The sequence below is a fragment of the Sphingomonas sp. genome, assembly GCF_045810705.1.
Taxonomy (GTDB): Bacteria; Pseudomonadota; Alphaproteobacteria; order Sphingomonadales; family Sphingomonadaceae; genus Sphingomicrobium.
This window is the reverse complement of the sequence record NZ_JBJMVI010000003.1, coordinates 42337-58591: the sequence shown is the minus strand read 5'-3', so window position 1 is coordinate 58591 and position 16255 is coordinate 42337. Positions and strand designations below refer to the sequence as shown.

Genomic DNA, 16255 nt, shown 5'->3' with positions numbered 1-16255 from the left:
ATTGAATCAGAGGGGAGTCACCGCGTCTAGGCTAGAAATTGACGTCCGAAGGGAAAACTGTGGATTGTTGATTATTTGCAACGGCGAGACTTTTTTGTGACGCCCCCGTCACTATTCGTCCGAATTCTCCGGAAAGCCCGACGATGGCGCGGGCTCGTCGGAAGAGCCTGGCTGCGATGCTGCGGACGGATCGGACGCATCCATCGATTCATCGCTGCCGACATCCGCCTTGAGGTCGGGGTCGCCGGGCTTGAGCTTGAGCTTCCGCTCGAGCTCGCGCTCAGGCGGAGCCGAGATGACCGGCGGCGGCGGATAGTCCGATTGCTTCGCTGCATTCACAGCCGGATCTCCTTGCCCTAACATTGCAGCCCGGAAACGACCGGAGAGGCGCCGACGTTCCGCAGACCGGCTCGTTTCGACCGGCTGCGCCGGCGGTTCTGCCAATGGGCAGGCGGTGGTTTGCGTGGCGGGAGTTTTGGGACATGACGGTACCAATGCTCATGATGCCTCCACCCCGGGTGCGGACGCAATTCGCCGACTGGCCGTTCGCGCTGAAATCGATCGTCGGTTTCTGGTGCTTCTACGCGCTGACCGTCGTGATCCGCGCTTTCCTTGGGTCCGACCCGTGGACCACGCTTCAGAACAAGCTGATCGTTGTCGGCATCGGCGTGCTCATCACGGGTCTCATCTATGCCGCGATCAGTATCTTCGCGAACCGCTCCAGCATTCGCCGCAAGGCGATCATCGCCGGCGTCAGCTCGGCCATTGCCTCGGTGGTGATGGGCGGCACGCTGGTGATGATCGAAGACATGATGCACGAGAGCAAGGAGCAGTTTCGGTTCCAGGCCCGCGAAGGCTTCACCGTGGTGGAGCAAGGCAATCAGATCAGGATCGAGCGCACCGCGCAGGAACCGCTGGTCCTCACCATGCCCAAGGTGCGCGAGCTCGATTGGATGAAGCGCGTCCGCTATGCGCTCGACATCGCGGTCACCTGGCTGTTCTTCTATATCGGCTGGAGCGCTTTCTACCTTGCTTATCAGGCCCAATCGGAGGCGCTCGGCGTCCAGCGAAGGCTGGCCGACGCGGAAAGCGCGGCCCAGGCCGCGCAGGTCCGGGCGCTGCGCTACCAGGTCAATCCGCACTTCCTGTTCAACACGCTCAATTCGCTATCCTCGCTCGTGATGACCGGCCGCACCGACCGGGCCGAGACGATGCTTCTGGCGCTCTCGACCTTCTTCCGCACCAGCCTCTCGCTCGACCCAAGCGCCGACGTCAGCCTGGAGGAGGAGATCGACCTCCAACGCCTGTATCTCGATATCGAGATGGCGCGCTTTCCCGACCGGCTCACGGTCGAAATCGACGTTCCCAAGGATCTTGAACAGGCACGCCTGCCGGCGCTGCTGCTCCAGCCGATCGTCGAGAACGCGATCAAATATGGCGTATCGAAAAGCCGGAAGGCGGTGATCGTCCGGATCGCGGCGCGCAGGCTGGCTGATAACCGGATGGCGCTCGAGATCAGCAACCGGCTCAAGCATGGCGGCAAGGACGAGCTGCCTGCCGCGACTCACGAAGGGACCGGGCTCGGCCTCGCCAACGTCTGCCAGCGCCTCGACGCGCGTTGGGGCAACCGCGCGAGCTGCCGTTATGGGCCGATGAGCGGGGGCGGGTACAAGGTCTCGCTGACGATGCCGGTCGAGACCGATGGTCGAGACTAAGCCGCTCCGCGTCCTGATTGCGGACGATGAGCCTTTGGCGGCCGAGCGGCTTCAGCTGCTGCTCGCGCGCGCCGAGGGTGCGCAGCTCGTGGGGACGGCAAGCGACGGCGACAGCGCCATCAACCTGACCGAGGCGCTCCATCCCGATGTCCTGCTGCTCGACATTGCCATGCCGGGGCTGGACGGGATCGGCGTCGCCCGGGCGCTCGCGGCCCAAAGCCCCTCGCCCGCCGTGGTCTTCGTCACCGCGTTCGACCAGTTCGCCGTCGCCGCGTTCGAAGTCGAGGCTGTCGACTATCTGATGAAGCCGGTCGAGCCCAACCGGCTCCAGCGCGCGCTCGACCGCGCCCGTGCCTATCTCCAGCAGCGCAGCACCCAGCCCGCCGCGGGCAAGGGATCGCGATGGCTCGATGAATTCTGGGCGTCGGACATGTCGGGGCTGGTGCGCATCGCCGCGCGCGACGTGGACCGCGTCTCGGCCGAGCGCGATTACATGCGGCTCCACGTCGGCCGGCGCAGCTGGCTGATCCACCACTCGATGGCAGCGCTCGAGGAGGGGCTCGACCCCGAGCTGTTCGTCCGGCTCCATCGCTCGGCAATCGTGCGCAAGGATTTCATCGCCGGCTTCACCCGCAACCCGTCGGGCCGCTGGATCGCCCGGCTCTCGGACGCCACCGAGCAGCCGGTCGGTCGGCTCTATTCGGATCGCGTCCGCGTTATTGCCGGCCGCTAGGCGCGGGCGCCGGCGCTTCGATCGACGATGCTCGCAAGGGCCACGTCGTGGGTGACGTTGCCGACCGTGCGGAAGATGTCGGGCACCATCTCGACCGCTACCAGGAGCCCGAGCGGAGCGATCGGCACCCCGAGCGCGAACGCGATTGGCGCAATTGAGCTGATGTAGCTCACTTCGCCCGGCAAGCTGACGGCGCCGTAGCTCATCACCGCACCGACCGCGGTCGCCGCGATCATCTGCGACAGGCTCGGCTGAATCCCGAGCCAGTGCGCGACGTAGAAGGCAACGGCGACGTTCATCGCCGGCCCGGTTGCGCGAAATAAGGCCACCGCGATGGGAAGGGTGACGTCGGCGACTTCGTCCCGAATGCCCATGGCTCGCGAAGCGGTAAGCATCGCCGGGAGCGAGGCGAGCGATGAGCGGGTCGAAATCGCGACCGTCTGCGGCGCGATCAAGCCGCGCGTGAACTCGCCCATTCGGACATTGCCGGCGATCACGGCGAGCGGATAAGCGGCGAGCGTCACGAGCACGCCGATAACCGAGATGACCACGACATAATGGCCGAGCCCGGCGAACGCCGCGCCGCCGGCCGCGGCGCCGACCGTGAACGCGAGCGCGAAGACGCCGAGCGGCGCAACGACCAGCACCCAGTCGATGATGACCACGAACCCATCGCCGATCGCCTCGAACAGCCCGACGACCGAACGCCGTCCCGGCGCCGCCAGCCGCGTCAGCGCAAGCCCGAACAATAGCGCGAAGACGGTCAGCGGAAGGACGTCGCCATTGTTCGCCGCGGCGAAGATGTTCGGGGGGATGACACCCTTGAAGAACTCCGCCGGCCCGGGAAGCGTCCCCGCCGCCGTCTTGTCGACATTGCCGAGCGCGGTCTGGAGAAGTGCCGCCGTCTCTCGCGGCAGTGGGAAAGCGTCCGTGAGAACGACAGTCGCGATCGCTCCGAACACCGCGGAGGCGGTGCAGATGATGACGATCCACAACATCGCGCGGCCAGCGACGCGGCCGGTCTGCGCCGCTTCGGCGCTCTTGGCGATGCCGACTACGAGCAGCGCGACGACCAGCGGGATGACGGTCATCTTGAGCGCGTTAAGCCACAACGTGCCGACAAAGGATGCCACGCCGAGCGCGTCGTCGCGCGGCGCCTGGCCGATCCGGTTCGCCAGCATCCCCGCGACGAGCCCGGCAACGAGCGCTGCGAGCACGTAATAAGCGCGGAAGTTGCGGGCGCCTCCCGCCGCCGTCGCTTTGCCCGCCGGCTCGGTCAACTCGGCTTCTTGAACTTGAAGATCACGCGGTCGGTGTGGCCGGCAATCTTCGGATCGGACACTTCGAGGCTGTGGTCGTCGGCCGGGTTGCGCAGCAGGTCGCTGCTCCCGACCAGCACGAAGCCGGCGCGCTTGAAGTCCGCCTTGATCACGTTCGGGTCGATCCGGTGATACTTGTCGACCGTCGCGCGAGTGTCGTTGTTCGGAGCTGCGACATGATCGATGACACCGATCACCGCACCCGGCTTCATCGCGGCGTAGACCGCCTTCAGGAACGCGTTGGGGTCCATCTTCGGGATCTTGAACCGGTCCGAGACCCAGTAATTATCGTGGTAGTTGTTGTTGAGGATGACGAAGTCGGCGTAGTCTTTCGGCAGGTTCGGCGCTTCGAACGGCGAAGTGACCAGCGTGACGTTCGGGTGCTTGGCCATGAAGCCGGCGAAATAGGCCTTGCCCTTGTCGCCGAAGAACTGGGTCGGCTGCCACACGGTGTCATGACCCTTCGGACCGATCGCCGGGACCATGATCTCGGCCCAATAGCCATTGGCCCCAAACAGATCGAGCACCTTCATGCCGGGGCGGAGCCCGAGAAACTGCAGGACTTGGGCGGGCTTGCGGCCCTCGTCCAGTTTGACATTGTCGGGCCGCCGATCGGGTGAGGTCAGGGCCGCCGCCAGGCTCGAGGATTGCGGCGCCGCCGTCGCGGCAACAGGCAAGGCGGCGAGAAAGAGCGAAACTGCGGCAAGCGAGCGATAGCGCATGGAACATCCCCCGGGGCTGCGATTGGTGCCTTCTATTGTCGCTTGGCGCTTCGTACCAGCCGTCACGCGATGATCGTCGACCGGTGCGGATTTTTCGATCAATGGCGCCATCCGCGCCGGCTGACGGCAATTCACGCCCACCGGCCATAAAAAATCATGGAGCCGTCCGCATCGCCACGGCGGTTCAAGCGTTCTCCATCCGAACCAATCCCACCAAGCGGAGTAGAACCATGGCCGAAAATTCCGAGGCGATCAGCACGCTCAACACGCTCATCGCGACCACCATCGACAGCATCACGGGCTATGAGGACAGCGCCCAGAACATCGATAATGAGCGCTTCCGCGAGATCTTCCGGCAGCGCGCCAACGAGCGGCAGGAGATCGTCGAACAGCTGCGCGCCGAAGTCCGCCGGCTCGGCGGCGATCCCGAAGACGGCGGATCCTTCCTAGGCAAGGCACATCAAAGGTTCGAGGACCTGAAAGCCGCGATCACCGGTCGCGACGAGAAGTCGATCATCAACGAGGTCGAGCGCGGCGAGGATTATCTGAAGGGCAAATGGCAGGCCGCGCTGCAAAGCGGCGATGTCCACGGCGAGACCCAAGACCTCCTCCAGCGGCTTTATCAGTCGGTGAAGTCCGGCCACGACCAGATGAGCCAGTTGAAGCACGGCATGGAGACGCCGTCGAACGCCTGAGCCCGAACGGGACCTACCACCTCGCTGATCGGGGTGGGGCGCGGGGCGGCTCTCAGGCCAGCGGAGCTGCCCCGCCTGCTACTCAATAACCCATCAGCGCGAGCACTTCGCGGCGGCTGCGCTCGTCCTCGCGGAACGTCCCCATCATCCGGCTGGTGGTCATCATCACGCCCGGCGTCGAGACGCCGCGCGCGGTCATGCACGCATGAGTCGCTTCGATGATCACCGCCACGCCCTTGGGCTGGAGGTGCTTCCAGATCGCGTCGGCGACCTGCGCGGTCAGCCGCTCCTGCACCTGCAGCCGACGCGAATAGCCGTGGAGCACGCGCGCGAGCTTGCTGATGCCGACCACCTTGTCCTTGGGAAGATAGGCGATGGACGCCTTGCCGATGATTGGCGCCAGGTGATGCTCGCAATGCGACTGGAACGGAATGTCCTTCAGGAGCACGATTTCGTCATAGCCGCCGACCTCCTCGAAGGTGCGGCTCAGGTGGACGGCGGGGTCTTCCCGATAGCCCTTGGCATATTCGCGCCACGCGCGAGCAACGCGGCGCGGCGTATCGAGCAGGCCTTCGCGGTCGGGATCGTCGCCCGCCCAGCGGATCAGCGTCCGGACGGCGTCGGCCACGTCGGCAGGAACGTCGCAGGCCGGCGCCGGTTCGACCAGGTCGCCGTCTTCGGGATCTCCGTGATCAGTCATTCGCCAAGCTCCCGCGCGATATCGTCGGCAACAGCCGCCGCCTGCTCGCGGATATCAGGCACGGCGATGATCTCCCAATAGCGCCCTTTGGTCAGCGGTCCCAAAGCCCAGAGCCGCTTTCCGGCGCGGCAATCGTCGCTCACGTCGAGGCCGATGCCGAGATGGTCCGGCTGTACCTGGCCTGCGTCGAGCAGGCTCCGGAGCAGCGGGTCCTTCGAGCGCGCAATCGAATGGAGCGGGCCGGTGCAATTGAACGCATAAGCGAAGGTCTCGCTCCGGCTTCGGTCGGTGCCGCGACGGCGATATTCGACCTCGATGCCGCCGGACGTGTCGCGCGCGGCCTGGACGCGGCCGGCGACGATCTCCAGCTGTCCGTCAGCGATCATCCGCGCGACGATCGCCGCAACCTCCGGGGCAATGCGGTGGCGATGGACGTCCCACCACGGTCGAGCGTGGCGGAGAAAGCGCCGCTGCTCCCCGGCATCGAGACTCTGCCACAACGGATGGCTGTGCGGCCGCAAGCTGTCGACCGCGGCGCGCCAGCCGACGGCCGCGCTTCGCCGCCTTAGCCAGCGGAACATTCCGCGAAGCCCGCGCGGAAGCTCGCCGGCCTCGACCGGCGCCGGGTCGAATTCGGCGTGAGCGCGCGGGATGAGCCCGCGGCGCGATAGAGCCACGATCCTGCCTTGATGGCCGGCAGCATCGAGCGAGAGCACGAGATCGACCATGGTCAAACCGGTTCCAACCAGCAGCGCCGCGCCGCCGCTTCGGGCGAGATCGTCGACCGCCTCGCGCGCTTCTCCGCCCCATGGATTGCGGACAAAGCGCCGGCCCACATCCGCAAAGGCGCCAAGTCCCTCGGGCTCCTGGTTGCCGATGGCGAGGACGAGCGCCTTCGCCTCCCCCGAAATGCCGTCGTCGAAAGTGATTCGCCAGCCGTCTCCGTCGCGATTTGCGCCGATGGCGGTCGCTTCGGCCACCGCCACATTACCGCTGTTCACGGCCTGATCGAGGATTTCGCCAAGGTACCGGCCGAACAGCCGGCGTTGGGCAAAGCCGCGCGAGTCGCCGCCCTCGGCCTCGAAACGCTTCGCAAAATGGCCGGGCTCGCCGGCCCACGCGCTCATCCCTTCGGCGCGGACGTTAAGCAGGTGAGCCGGTTCGGTGGTCGAATAAGCCACGCCTCGGCCCATCCTGCCGCTGCCGTCGATCAGGAGGGAGCGGATGCCATGTCGGGCGAGTTGCGCCGCAAGGATGGTTCCCGACGCACCGCCGCCGACAATCGCGACCGCGACGTGGCGGTCAGATTTCGTAGTCAGGCCAGTTCTCCGGATTGGCCGCGCCCGCCTTGCGCCGCATCATGTGCTCGTACATGCCGGTGATGGTCTTGCCCGCGGTCTGCGTGAATACGGCCGGCACCACGGCGTGAACGAGGCACGCGAAGCCCGCGCCGACCAGCCGGGCGCCGATCTTGACGGCGCCGAGGCCATGCCCGCCCCAGCTCATCCCGAGCGAGCGCGGATGCTCAAGGAACAGCCGGTCGGCCATCCCGCCGCGCTGCTCTGGCCCTTCCTGCATCATCATTGCCGTTCAGCCCCCTCGCCGATGTGGTGACCCCGACAGGATTCGAACCTGTGGCCCTCAGATTAGGAATCTGATGCTCTATCCTGCTGAGCTACGGGGTCCTGCGGCTGGAATAGGGGCTCTCGCCCGACCGATCAATTGAGCTGGTTCGGCGGTGTCACTGGCAACGGTAGCGGCGCGATCGGGACGCCGTCCTCGGCCAGCGACTTCGCCTGCTCGGCTGTCGCGTTGCCATGGACCTGCGCCGGCTCGATGTCGCCGCTGTGCATCGCCCTTGCCGTGTCGGTGAATTCGTCTCCGACCCAGTGCGAATTCTTGAGGAGTTCGGCCTGCATCGCGGCAAGCCTGGCCAACGGATTGTCCGAGCCCTTCCGCGGCACGCGCGGCGCCATCGGCGCCTTGCCGATGTTGGCCGATCCGCACGCCGGGCATTGCACGAGGCCGGCCTCGCTCTGCTCGTCATAATCCGCGCTCGAGCGGAACCAGGCTTCGAACGTCTCCCCGCCGTCGCGGCACTGAAGGTCGAAGACGATCATAATGTCACCGCCTGCGGGATGGGGCGGCGGTGGTTAAGCGCCGGTATGCGCGCCCGCACGTCGGAAATGCGCTTGAGGTCGATATCGGCGAACCCGAGGCCCTGCTCCTCGCCCATGTCGAGCAGGACTTCGCCCCACGGGTCGATCACAAGACTATGGCCGAAGGTATTGCGCCCATCCTCATGGTGCCCGACCTGCGCGGCGGCGACCACGAACAGGCCCGCCTCGATCGCCCGGGCACGCAGGAGCACATGCCAATGCGCCTTGCCAGTGGGCACGGTGAACGCGGCCGGGACGGCGATCACGTCCGCGGCGGCCTCCGCGAGCTGGGCGAACAGTCCCGGGAAGCGCAGATCGTAGCAGATCGTGAGGCCGAGCTTGCCGACGGGGGTGCCGTTGACGAGGACGACCCCCGCGCCAGGCGAATAGACATTGGACTCGCGCCAGCTCTCGCCGGTCGGCAAGTCGACGTCGAACAGGTGAAGCTTGTCGTAGGTCGCGCGCACTCGCCCTTCGCGGTCGATGACGAACGATCGGTTGGCGACCTTGCCATTGTCGACGAGCACGGCGAGCGACCCGATATGGAGCCAGATCCGATGTCGCGCCGCGGCCTCGCGGCAGGCTGCAAGAACTTGGTCCTCGTCCTCGGCGCGGAGGACCTTGGCGGCCCGGGCCGGATCGCGGTCGAGCAACCCCGACATTTCCGGCGTGAAGAGCATTTCCGCGCTGCCCGCCGAAGCGTCCTCGATCGCTTTCGTCAGCGCCCGGCCATTGGCCTCGGGGTCGATCCCGGTCGTCGCCTGGAAGAGCGCGACCCGGGTCATCGGCCGAACAATTCGTCGAGTCTCCCCGACCGATCGAGCGCCACGAGGTCGTCGCACCCACCGACGTGATGCTCGCGGATGAAGATTTGCGGCACGGTCGTGCGCCCCTTGGCGCGCTCGACCATCAGGTCGCGCGCCTCTCCGCCATAATCGACCGGAATCTCGCGATACTCGACGCCTTTGGCCTCGAGCAGCTGCTTGGCCCGCCAGCAATAAGGGCAGAACGCCTTGGTGTAGATCTCGATGGTCACGGCCGGTCCTTTACCCCGGATACTTAGGCATCGGTATCAACGCATCAACTGCGAAGGTTTCACCACCCGCGCCCAGCTGACCAGCTCGACCCGCGCCGCGCCGGCCCGTTTGAGCGTCCGGGCGCAGGCCTCGGCGGTGCTTCCCGTGGTCAGCACGTCGTCGACGAGGATCACGGTTTTTCCAGCCACGGCGCCCCTGTCGCGGACGCGAAACGCGCCGGCGACGGTCTTTCGCCGCTGGAGCGGGCTCATTCCCTTGAGCGGCGGAGTTCGCCGTGTCCGCTTCAAGGCCATCGGCTCGGCCGCAATTCCGAGCCGCCGCGACAGCTCGCGGGCCACCAGCGCCGACTGGTTGAAGCCCCGGCCCCAAAGCCGCGTGCGGTGCAGCGGCACCGGCACCAGCAGCCGGTCGCTTCCCTCGCCAACGAGCGGTGCCATGTACCGGGCCATCGTTCGGGCGATCGCGACCTTGCGGCCGTATTTGAGCCGGATCGCGAGGCTCCGCGCGAGCTCGCCATAAGCGACCGCGGCACGGGTCCGGGCAATGCGCGGCGTACGGGCAAGGCAGGCGCCGCAAGTCTTCTGCTCGGTCGCCTGCAGCGGCATCCCGCAGGTCGTGCAGCCGCCCTCGCCTAGAAACTCGACCCCTTTCCAGCACTCCGGGCAGAAGCTGTGGACCTCGCCGACGATGGTGCCGCAGCCGGCGCAGCGCGGCGGCAGCGCAAAGTCGAGCGCCCAGCGCGCGCACTTGGCGAGGAAAGCGCCAACCATCGCGTCTTGTCGCTTAGTGCCGCTCAGCGCACAAGCGCCCCGGTGCCAGCTTTGTTCGACATGCATGCCCGCGCGTTGCGCCGCGACCGCGCCGCGCGCACCGGCGTCGAACTGTTCCTTTACGAGCGCGCGTTCGCCGACTGCCTTGAGCGCATCGCGCTGATGGGGCGGAGGTTCGAGCGGGCGCTGCTCATCGGCTGTCCGGATCCGGCCTGGCCCGAACGGCTGCGGAGTTTCGCGACCGAGGTCGACGTCCGCGATCCCGGCCGGCGCTTTGCCGAAGCGGGTGCCGGCACAACGCTGATCGAGGATTCTTGGGAGCCCCCTCACGACGCCTATGATCTGGCGCTCGCCTTGGGCACGCTCGACAGCGTCAACGGTCTTCCGGTTGCTCTTCGCCTGATCCGTCACGCGATGCGCCTCGATGGACTGTTCATCGGGGCGCTCTCCGGCGGCGACACCTTGCCGCAGCTGCGCCGCGCGATGCGGGCGGCGGATATCGTCGCGGGCGCGGCCGCTCCGCACGTTCACCCTCGCGTCGAGGCGTCGGCCCTCGCACCGCTGCTCGCCGACAGCGGCTTCGTCCGCCCGGTCATCGATGTCGACCGCGTGAGCGTCTCCTATCCATCGCTCGATCGGCTGGTGTCCGACCTTAGGCAAATGGGTGCAACCAACGTCCTCGCTGCCCGTCCGCGTTTCGTTGGCAAGGCGGCGCACGCCGCGGCCATTCGGGTTTTCGCTGAGGCCGGCGACGGGTTGCCGACACCCGAGATGTTCGAAATCCTGCACTTCGCAACCTGGACGCCCGGCATGGGCTGAGCCCCCTGTTAACTGTACAACAGGCAAGAGTTGTTAACTGTGCATCCGTTAGACCCGCCGTGTGGATGTGGACCAGAGGAGGGTGGCGTGCTCGCTATCCGGACAATCTTGCGCACGCTCCGTGCCGACCAGCATGGGGCAACCGCGATCGAATATGGACTGATTGCCGCCCTCATCGTCATTGCGATGATGGCTGGGCTGGAATCGCTCGGCGGCGGCGTCGGGGGCATGTGGGGTACGCTCGGAAACAGCGCCAACACCTATATGCCTTCTTAATCGCGGGACGCTCAGCCGCGGCGCGTGCCGTACACCACCAGCTTGACCTTCTGGCCCGGAGCCAGCGGGCCGTTCGCGGCGAGCCCGTTCAATGACAGAAACCGCTCCAGCTTAAAGTCGCGGTAGGCCATTCGGCTGGCGAGCGACTGGACCGTGTCTCCCGGCCGCACCGTCTCGACATGGATGACACGCGGACGGATTGCCGCTGCCTCGGAGGGTGTGATCCGCCGCAGGGAGTTGATCATCGGGACGAACGGAGCCACCCCGTACCCGCCGGGCGTGAGCATCACGAAATAAAAAACGCGCTGGGCATCCCACTGATAGGCGGCAACGCTGGCGTCGATCAGCCCGGAGTCGGTGTTGACCCGCGCCGTCGTGATAGCCGCGGGCATGCCATTGATCGTCACGTGCTGCGGCGGCGGAACCGGGAAGTTGGCTTCGCCGCCGGTCAGCTGGCGGAAGGCGAGCAGGATCGCGTTGTCGAGGCTGCCGTTGAACTGGCCGCCACGGAATTGCGCCTTGCCCGCTGAGCCGGAGATTGTGACCGCGGTCGCGCCGTTGGACATGAGATATCCCTGAGGCACGCGGAACTGGATGCGCAGGTCGGGGTGAGTGAAGGTCGGGCCCTCGATCACCCCTTGGGCGGGATCATCGTCGACGAAAACCCCCTCAAGCTCCCGCAGGAACTGGTCGCGGTTGCGAACGCCGGTGCCGATACGGCCGGTCGCGCGGCCTTCGGCAAGGGCGCGCTGCATGCGGTTTTCACTCAACGGGTGGGTGCTTGCCCATTCCGGCGTCTGGCGGTTGGTTCGGCCCTGGACGCGTGCTTCGAGCGCGCTTTGCCGGCTTAACGCAGCGAGAACCCCGACGGCGCCGGCCGGGTCATAGCCGGCGCGGACCATATAGCCGAGGCCCAGCGTGTCGGCCTGATACTCCTGGTCGCGCGAGAAGCTCAGCATGTCGAGCCTCGAGCGCGCGGTGACGATGTTCGAAATGCCCGAGCCGAAGATCGCGCCGATGATCTGGCCGAAGACGCCCATCGGATTGCGCGACGCATATTGCTCGCGGATGTGGGCGTGATTGGCGGCGATGTGACCAACCTCGTGGCCGAGCGCGAATGCGAGCTCGGACTCGTCATCCATCAACCCCATCAATTGCCGCGTGATATAAACATAGCCGCCGGGTAGCGAGAATGCGTTCTCGACCGCGGAATTCAGCGTCGTGAAGTGCAGCGACTGGCCGGCATTGGCGATGCCCGCCTGGCTGCCGACGCGCCGGCCGACGCTTTCGACATAGGCTGCGCGAGGGCCGGTCTCGGCGCCCCCAAGCTCCTGGACGAGCTGCACGTGATCGCGCTGAGCTTCGGCGACATCGCGCGGGTCCAGGGCGCGCAGCCGTTGCGCCGCCGCGGGCGCGACCGCCAGCGCGGCGACAGTCAGCAACAGGATTGTTCTACGCATCTCTCGCGGCCGTCTCCCGATTCGAAGGCGAATTAAGCGTCAAAATTTTGAACGGAGAATGACTGGGCCGGTTCCTCGGGCCGCGCCGGTGTCAGCCGATGGCGAGGAACTTTGCCCGGCGCTGGGCGCGCAACTCGTCAGGGCCGAGGCTGGCGCAACCATCGATCTCCTCGATCAGCGCGCCCTTCAATGCCCCGATGGCCGCCTCGGGGTCGCGGTGCGCGCCGCCCAACGGCTCGGTGACGACCCGGTCGACGACCCCGAGTGCCTGCTGGTCCTGCGCGGTGATCTTCATCGCCTCCGCCGCTTCCGCTGCCTTGTCGGCAGTCCGCCACAGAATCGACGCGCAGCCCTCGGGCGAGATCACCGAATAAATCGCGTGCTCGAACATGAGGACGCGGTTGGCGCTGGCGATCGCCACCGCTCCGCCGGAACCGCCCTCGCCGACGATCACCGCCACCAGCGGGACGCCGAGGGCCAGGCACTCCTCGGTCGAACGCGCGATGGCTTCGGCCTGGCCGCGCTCTTCCGCCTCGACGCCGGGAAAGGCGCCAGGCGTATCGACCAAAGTGACAACGGGAAGTCCGAAGCGGTCGGCGAGGCGCATCAGCCGGATCGCCTTGCGATAGCCCTCGGGCTTGGCCATCCCGAAATTGTGCCTGAGGCGCGACGCGGTGTCGTCGCCCTTCTCATGGCCGATCAACATCACCCGCCGCCCGTCGATCCGCGCGAAGCCGCCGATGATTGCGGGATCGTCGGCGAAGGCGCGGTCGCCGGCGAGCGGCAGAAAATCGTCCGCGAGGCCGGCGACATAATCCTTGAAGTGCGGCCGGTCGGGATGACGAGCGACCTGCGTCTTCTGCCAGGGCGTCAGCTTGGCGTAAGCGTCGCGAAGCAGTTTGTTGGCCTTGGTCTCAAGCCGGCCGATTTCGGCGTCGATGTCGATCGACCCCGTGTTCGCGGTCTCGCGCAACTCCGCGGCGCGCGTTTCGAGCTCGGCAATTGGTTTCTCGAAGTCGAGGTAGTTCAGCATTGGCAGCGGCGGGTAGGCTGGGCTGGCGGGAGCGTCAACGACGGCGGGTGGCGAGCGGGTGGCGCGAATTGACCAGCTCGACCAGCCTGGAGCTGTCGACGTGCGTATAAATCTGCGTGGTCGCGATGTCGGCGTGACCGAGGAGCGATTGCAGCACTCGCAGATCGGCTCCGCCGGACAGGAGATGGGTCGCAAAGGCGTGGCGAAGCACGTGCGGGCTGACCCGCTCGGGCGCGATACCCGCATCGGCCGCCACGGCGCGCACGATCTGGAACAGCCGGACACGGCTGAGATGTGCCTTGCCGCTGGGAAACAGCCACTGCGTCTCACCGGGGGCCAGGTCGAGCCATTTTGCGACCACCTCTGCGGCCCGCGACGAGACCGGCACCAGCCGCTCCTTCGCCCCCTTCCCCGTGACCATAAGGAACGGCTGGCCGGCGCGGACGGCCCGGCGCGGGAGACTCACCAGCTCGCTTGCCCGCAGCCCCGAGCCGTAGAGCAGTTCGAGCAAGGCGAGGTTGCGCACGGCGGCCGGCTCGTTGCTCGCCGCGCGGTCCTCGGCCACTTCGAACATGCGGCGGACCTCATCGGCATCGAGGATTCGCGGAAGCGGCCGCTCGAGACGGGGACGTGGCAGTGCCGCCGACGGATCGTCATTTCTCAACCCATCGTCGAGCAGAAAGCCGAAGAAACGACGCAGCGCGGCTGCCCGCCGAGCCACGGTGGACGGCGCAAGCCCGGCCCACTGCGCGCCTAGCCGCGATACCGCCTCGGCCGAAGCGCCGCCGAGCGAGCCGAGGCTTTCCGCCGCGCGCTCGAGGTCGTTGCGATAGGCCGCGAGCGTATGCCGGGAGGCGCCGGATTCGGCGGCCATCATGTCGAGGAACCGGTCGACCAATGCGCGGTCGTGTCCGGTCACGTCCGCGAAAGGGCCTCGGCGGCGATCATTCGGGCACTGAAGTCCTGGCCGGTGCGGTTCAATGCCGCGACTGCATGATAGAGGTGCGCCGCTGGAACCCGCTCGAACAGAGGCGTCTGGAAGCCGGTGCCGGTAAGCACCAGGACCGTGCCAGGCTGATCCCGCGCGGCCGCGGCGTCGATCATGGTCGTCCAGCTGGTGACGTGGCCGAGGCCGAGGTCATAGCGCCGATTGAGCGAGTTCGCGGTATCGGTGCTGATCCGGCCGAGGCCCGACAAGCCCGCGACGAGCAATGCGCTGCGCATCCGGTCGCGGCTCTTGTCGCGGCGGATGAAGGCGGTGATCCGCCCGGTCCCGACATCGGCGACGTTCGGCGCCGCCAGTGCGAGCATCGCCCAGCAACGATCATTCGCCTCAGCGTTCATGCCATTGACAGCCGGGATCCAGCGCGCAGCCGCCTGGTCGTAGCCGCCCGCGAGCATCGCCGAGATGAGTTCTGGGGCATCGCCGCCAAGCTTTGCGCTCGGCTCGACCAGGCTCGCCGCTCGCGCGACCAGGGCACGCGCTGCTTCCTTCTGAAGTCCATCCTTGCCGGTACCGAGCAGCTTCCGGATCGCGGCCAGCCGCGTCTCGGCGTCTTTGCCGGCATAGGCCTGGCGAAGCTGCCAGGCGTCGCTGTCGCCAAGGTCGGTCGGGTCGGTCGAATCGTAGATCTGCGAATAAAGGTCGACCATGCTCTGCGACGAGAAAACACCCATGCCGGCGGCGACCAGGGCCGAGGGCAGACGCTGCTGTGCAGTCAGCAAGGGCGCACGCGCCGCATACGCCCGTAGCTGGAGGGGCGCTGCATTCATCAGCCGATCCGGCGGCACCATGCCGGTGCCCGTCGCCAGCCCGAAGCGCCAGGCGGTCAGCGAATCCACCGGGTCCCACTCGATAGTCGACGCGCGCCCGTTGGCGCCCGCGCCGACGACCTTCTCGGCGAGTGCGAGGTCCACTCCGCCGATCCGGCCATAGCGCCGCGCCTGGTCGATCATCGCCGAGGCGCTATCGGGTTGCCCGGCGAGCGAGGCGCACATCGCTTCGACCAGCGCCCGGATCGCCGGATCGTATTTGCGAATGCCGTCCTCGAGCGGGCACAGGGCTGCGGGGTCGCTATTCGCGAGTCCACTCTGGACCGCGACCTGGACCATCTTCGGCGTGAACCGGTCGGCGTCGACACCGGCGACCAGCAGCCGCGCGGCGTCGGCCTCGCCCAGCCGCAGCAGCAGCCAGGCGCGTTCCGCGATCCAATCCACCGGGTGAACGTTGACCGGCGCATGAACGCGCGCGAGCAGCGCGTTGCGCAAAGCGATATGCGCCCAACGAGAGGCGATCGGAGTCGCCATCCGCCGCATCAGCATCGACAGGAACGGCCCGTTCGCCCGGCCCCACGGGTCATCGCCGAGCCCGGCGCCGCGCGGATCGAGGGCGCCGACGGTCCACGGGTCGCGCCGCGCCCAGCCGGGATATTCGACCGGCGGCGTCGGCGGTCCGAGCGAAGCCGCCGGATTCGCGTTGGAGACTTCCTCGACCGCGGTCTCGTCGGCGGCTCCCTCGGGCGAGGTTGAGATGGACGACGAACCCGCGGCGCTATTCTGCGTCACGGGCGCAGGAGCGACCGGCTGGGGCACGATCTGCTGGGCAAGCGCCGGCAGGGCCAGGATGACCGCTGCCGATGCCATCAGGACAAGCTTAGTGCGCATTGCCTCCGGGGGCGGGCACTGCGACCTCAATGGTGTGAGTCGGCTGCTGCTTGGGCAGCCTTGAAAGGAAGAACAGCGCGCCGATGAGGAGCACGATGACGATGATGAGCACAAACAATCGCGACATGCGACGGCTTTTGCCGAGGGCGCGCG

Annotated in this window: 20 protein-coding genes and 1 tRNA gene; 5 read left to right on the top strand and 16 right to left on the bottom strand. The window is 67.0% G+C overall.

Annotated features, from left to right (window positions below; all coding sequences use genetic code 11):
* Positions 1 to 111: 111 nt before the first annotated feature.
* Positions 112 to 339: a hypothetical protein gene (locus ACJ8FR_RS01645; protein ID WP_407826863.1), complete on the bottom strand. Its 228-nt coding sequence runs from the start codon at positions 337 to 339 to the stop codon at positions 112 to 114.
* A gap of 143 nt (positions 340 to 482) precedes the next feature.
* Here ACJ8FR_RS01645 and ACJ8FR_RS01640 point away from each other — a divergent pair, with 143 nt between their 5' ends.
* On the top strand, positions 483 to 1715 hold the full coding sequence (locus ACJ8FR_RS01640) for a sensor histidine kinase (RefSeq protein ID WP_407826862.1): 1233 nt from the start codon (positions 483 to 485) through the stop codon (positions 1713 to 1715).
* Positions 1702 to 2448 carry a LytR/AlgR family response regulator transcription factor gene (locus tag ACJ8FR_RS01635; RefSeq protein ID WP_407826861.1) on the top strand — a complete coding sequence of 249 codons (747 nt, stop codon included), beginning with the start codon at positions 1702 to 1704 and terminating at the stop codon, positions 2446 to 2448. Before ACJ8FR_RS01640 ends, ACJ8FR_RS01635 begins: the two co-directional genes overlap by 14 nt.
* Here ACJ8FR_RS01635 and ACJ8FR_RS01630 read toward each other — a convergent pair.
* Both ACJ8FR_RS01630 and ACJ8FR_RS01625 read right to left on the bottom strand, forming a co-directional pair.
* Positions 2445 to 3728 (bottom strand): dicarboxylate/amino acid:cation symporter, encoded by a 1284-nt coding sequence (locus ACJ8FR_RS01630; RefSeq protein ID WP_407826860.1) that lies wholly within the window; start codon positions 3726 to 3728, stop codon positions 2445 to 2447. The two genes, ACJ8FR_RS01635 and ACJ8FR_RS01630, sit on opposite strands and share 4 nt — an antisense overlap.
* Complete coding sequence (locus ACJ8FR_RS01625; RefSeq protein ID WP_407826859.1) at positions 3725 to 4489, bottom strand: class I SAM-dependent methyltransferase; 765 nt, start codon at positions 4487 to 4489, stop codon at positions 3725 to 3727. Before ACJ8FR_RS01625 ends, ACJ8FR_RS01630 begins: the two co-directional genes overlap by 4 nt.
* Before the next feature lie 230 nt (positions 4490 to 4719).
* On the opposite strand from ACJ8FR_RS01625, the gene ACJ8FR_RS01620 reads away from it, so the two are divergent.
* Positions 4720 to 5184 carry a ferritin-like domain-containing protein gene (locus tag ACJ8FR_RS01620; RefSeq protein ID WP_407826858.1) on the top strand — a complete coding sequence of 155 codons (465 nt, stop codon included), beginning with the start codon at positions 4720 to 4722 and terminating at the stop codon, positions 5182 to 5184.
* Positions 5185 to 5266: 82 nt separating this feature from the next.
* Here the strand turns inward: ACJ8FR_RS01620 and folE are convergent, their stop codons facing one another.
* The 8 genes from folE to ACJ8FR_RS01580 all read right to left on the bottom strand — a co-directional run bounded on the left by folE (position 5267) and on the right by ACJ8FR_RS01580 (position 9850).
* The gene (gene folE / locus ACJ8FR_RS01615) at positions 5267 to 5884 is read right to left on the bottom strand and encodes a GTP cyclohydrolase I FolE (RefSeq protein WP_407826857.1); all 618 of its coding nucleotides are present in this window, start codon (positions 5882 to 5884) and stop codon (positions 5267 to 5269) included.
* Positions 5881 to 7167: an FAD/NAD(P)-binding protein gene (locus ACJ8FR_RS01610; protein WP_407826950.1), complete on the bottom strand. Its 1287-nt coding sequence runs from the start codon at positions 7165 to 7167 to the stop codon at positions 5881 to 5883. Before ACJ8FR_RS01610 ends, folE begins: the two co-directional genes overlap by 4 nt.
* Positions 7168 to 7186: 19 nt before the next feature.
* Entirely contained in the window at positions 7187 to 7468 is a 282-nt protein-coding gene (locus tag ACJ8FR_RS01605; protein ID WP_407826856.1) for a DUF6356 family protein, read from the bottom strand.
* 24 nt (positions 7469 to 7492) lie between these two features.
* A tRNA-Arg gene (locus tag ACJ8FR_RS01600) sits at positions 7493 to 7569 on the bottom strand.
* Positions 7570 to 7602: 33 nt separating this feature from the next.
* Positions 7603 to 8004, bottom strand: a complete 402-nt coding sequence (locus ACJ8FR_RS01595) for a DUF1178 family protein (RefSeq protein WP_407826855.1) — start codon at positions 8002 to 8004, stop codon at positions 7603 to 7605.
* Positions 8001 to 8828, bottom strand: a complete 828-nt coding sequence (locus ACJ8FR_RS01590) for a carbon-nitrogen hydrolase family protein (RefSeq protein WP_407826854.1) — start codon at positions 8826 to 8828, stop codon at positions 8001 to 8003. The genes ACJ8FR_RS01595 and ACJ8FR_RS01590 overlap by 4 nt, the downstream gene beginning before the upstream one ends.
* Positions 8825 to 9079, bottom strand: a complete 255-nt coding sequence (grxC, locus tag ACJ8FR_RS01585) for a glutaredoxin 3 (RefSeq protein ID WP_407826853.1) — start codon at positions 9077 to 9079, stop codon at positions 8825 to 8827. Before grxC ends, ACJ8FR_RS01590 begins: the two co-directional genes overlap by 4 nt.
* Positions 9080 to 9115: 36 nt before the next feature.
* Positions 9116 to 9850 carry a ComF family protein gene (locus tag ACJ8FR_RS01580; RefSeq protein WP_407826852.1) on the bottom strand — a complete coding sequence of 245 codons (735 nt, stop codon included), beginning with the start codon at positions 9848 to 9850 and terminating at the stop codon, positions 9116 to 9118.
* A gap of 42 nt (positions 9851 to 9892) precedes the next feature.
* Here ACJ8FR_RS01580 and ACJ8FR_RS01575 point away from each other — a divergent pair, with 42 nt between their 5' ends.
* On the top strand, positions 9893 to 10669 hold the full coding sequence (locus ACJ8FR_RS01575) for an SAM-dependent methyltransferase (RefSeq protein ID WP_407826851.1): 777 nt from the start codon (positions 9893 to 9895) through the stop codon (positions 10667 to 10669).
* A gap of 87 nt (positions 10670 to 10756) precedes the next feature.
* Positions 10757 to 10945: a Flp family type IVb pilin gene (locus ACJ8FR_RS01570; RefSeq protein WP_407826850.1), complete on the top strand. Its 189-nt coding sequence runs from the start codon at positions 10757 to 10759 to the stop codon at positions 10943 to 10945.
* Between the two features lie 11 nt (positions 10946 to 10956).
* Here ACJ8FR_RS01570 and ACJ8FR_RS01565 read toward each other — a convergent pair whose 3' ends face one another.
* The 5 genes from ACJ8FR_RS01565 to ACJ8FR_RS01545 form a co-directional block, all read right to left on the bottom strand.
* Positions 10957 to 12405 (bottom strand): M48 family metalloprotease, encoded by a 1449-nt coding sequence (locus ACJ8FR_RS01565; protein WP_407826849.1) that lies wholly within the window; start codon positions 12403 to 12405, stop codon positions 10957 to 10959.
* A gap of 91 nt (positions 12406 to 12496) precedes the next feature.
* Positions 12497 to 13438 carry an acetyl-CoA carboxylase carboxyltransferase subunit alpha gene (locus tag ACJ8FR_RS01560; protein ID WP_407826848.1) on the bottom strand — a complete coding sequence of 314 codons (942 nt, stop codon included), beginning with the start codon at positions 13436 to 13438 and terminating at the stop codon, positions 12497 to 12499.
* Positions 13439 to 13472: 34 nt separating this feature from the next.
* Entirely contained in the window at positions 13473 to 14357 is an 885-nt protein-coding gene (locus ACJ8FR_RS01555; protein ID WP_407826847.1) for a tyrosine recombinase, read from the bottom strand.
* Entirely contained in the window at positions 14354 to 16102 is a 1749-nt protein-coding gene (locus ACJ8FR_RS01550) for a hypothetical protein (protein WP_407826846.1), read from the bottom strand. The genes ACJ8FR_RS01555 and ACJ8FR_RS01550 overlap by 4 nt, the downstream gene beginning before the upstream one ends.
* A complete protein-coding gene (locus ACJ8FR_RS01545; RefSeq protein ID WP_407826845.1) occupies positions 16092 to 16229 on the bottom strand; it encodes a hypothetical protein in 138 nt (45 codons plus the stop codon). Before ACJ8FR_RS01545 ends, ACJ8FR_RS01550 begins: the two co-directional genes overlap by 11 nt.
* Positions 16230 to 16255: the final 26 nt, after the last annotated feature.

Bases quoted from the DNA above. Each gene is read 5' to 3' on its own strand.
- ACJ8FR_RS01550 (WP_407826846.1), bottom strand. From the start codon at position 16,102: ATGCGCACTAAGCTTGTCCTGATGGCATCGGCAGCGGTCATCCTGGCC.
- ACJ8FR_RS01605 (WP_407826856.1), bottom strand. From the start codon at position 7,468: ATGATGATGCAGGAAGGGCCAGAGCAGCGCGGCGGGATGGCCGACCGG.
- ACJ8FR_RS01640 (WP_407826862.1), top strand. From the start codon at position 483: ATGACGGTACCAATGCTCATGATGCCTCCACCCCGGGTGCGGACGCAA.
- ACJ8FR_RS01545 (WP_407826845.1), bottom strand. From the start codon at position 16,229: ATGTCGCGATTGTTTGTGCTCATCATCGTCATCGTGCTCCTCATCGGC.
- ACJ8FR_RS01580 (WP_407826852.1), bottom strand. From the start codon at position 9,850: ATGGTTGGCGCTTTCCTCGCCAAGTGCGCGCGCTGGGCGCTCGACTTT.
- ACJ8FR_RS01620 (WP_407826858.1), top strand. From the start codon at position 4,720: ATGGCCGAAAATTCCGAGGCGATCAGCACGCTCAACACGCTCATCGCG.
- ACJ8FR_RS01625 (WP_407826859.1), bottom strand. From the start codon at position 4,489: ATGCGCTATCGCTCGCTTGCCGCAGTTTCGCTCTTTCTCGCCGCCTTG.
- ACJ8FR_RS01565 (WP_407826849.1), bottom strand. From the start codon at position 12,405: ATGCGTAGAACAATCCTGTTGCTGACTGTCGCCGCGCTGGCGGTCGCG.
- ACJ8FR_RS01590 (WP_407826854.1), bottom strand. From the start codon at position 8,828: ATGACCCGGGTCGCGCTCTTCCAGGCGACGACCGGGATCGACCCCGAG.
- ACJ8FR_RS01560 (WP_407826848.1), bottom strand. From the start codon at position 13,438: ATGCTGAACTACCTCGACTTCGAGAAACCAATTGCCGAGCTCGAAACG.
- ACJ8FR_RS01595 (WP_407826855.1), bottom strand. From the start codon at position 8,004: ATGATCGTCTTCGACCTTCAGTGCCGCGACGGCGGGGAGACGTTCGAA.
- ACJ8FR_RS01635 (WP_407826861.1), top strand. From the start codon at position 1,702: ATGGTCGAGACTAAGCCGCTCCGCGTCCTGATTGCGGACGATGAGCCT.
- folE (WP_407826857.1), bottom strand. From the start codon at position 5,884: ATGACTGATCACGGAGATCCCGAAGACGGCGACCTGGTCGAACCGGCG.